The 628-nt window shown below is 68.8% G+C and carries 1 pseudogene; it reads right to left on the reverse strand.

Annotated elements, in window-relative coordinates:
* A pseudogene (locus JCM19049_RS16860) lies at window positions 1-628 on the reverse strand (AAA family ATPase); the annotation flags it as partial.

Genomic DNA, 628 nt, shown 5'->3' on the forward strand with positions numbered 1-628 from the left:
CACCTCCGCCACCAGAGGCCGGCGCCCCTCCAGGGTGACGGTGATGCAGGTGCCGGGCACCGGGTGCTTGGTGCGGGTGACAAACAGCCGCGAGGGATCCGACAGGGACTCGATCCCGTCCTCGGTCAGGTCAAAGCAGCCGACCTCATCGGTCGGCCCGTAGCGGTTCTTCAGGCGCGCAGCAGCCGCAGCCGCGAATGCTTCTCCCCGTCAAACTGGCAGACCACATCCACCAGGTGCTCCAGCAGCCGCGGCCCGGCGACCGAGCCGTCCTTGGTCACGTGCCCCACCATGATGGTGGTCATGGCCCGGGTCTTCGCGGCGTTGATGATGCTGGCCGCGACCTCGCGCACCTGGGACACCCCGCCCGAGGCCCCGTCCACATCCGCGCTGGAGAAGGTCTGCACCGAGTCCAGGATCAGCAGCTGCGGGTCAATCTCCGCAATCTGTCCCAACGCCAGGGCCAGGTCGGTTTCCGCGGCCAGGTAGAGCGAATCGGCGACCGCGTCGATGCGTTCGGCCCGGGACTTCACCTGTGGGGCTGATTCCTCCCCGGTCAGGTAGAGCACCCGCAGCCCGCTGCGGGCGCCTTGGCGGCGACATCCAGCAGCAGCGTGGACTTGCCCAC

The sequence above is a fragment of the Arthrobacter sp. JCM 19049 genome, from assembly GCF_001310435.1.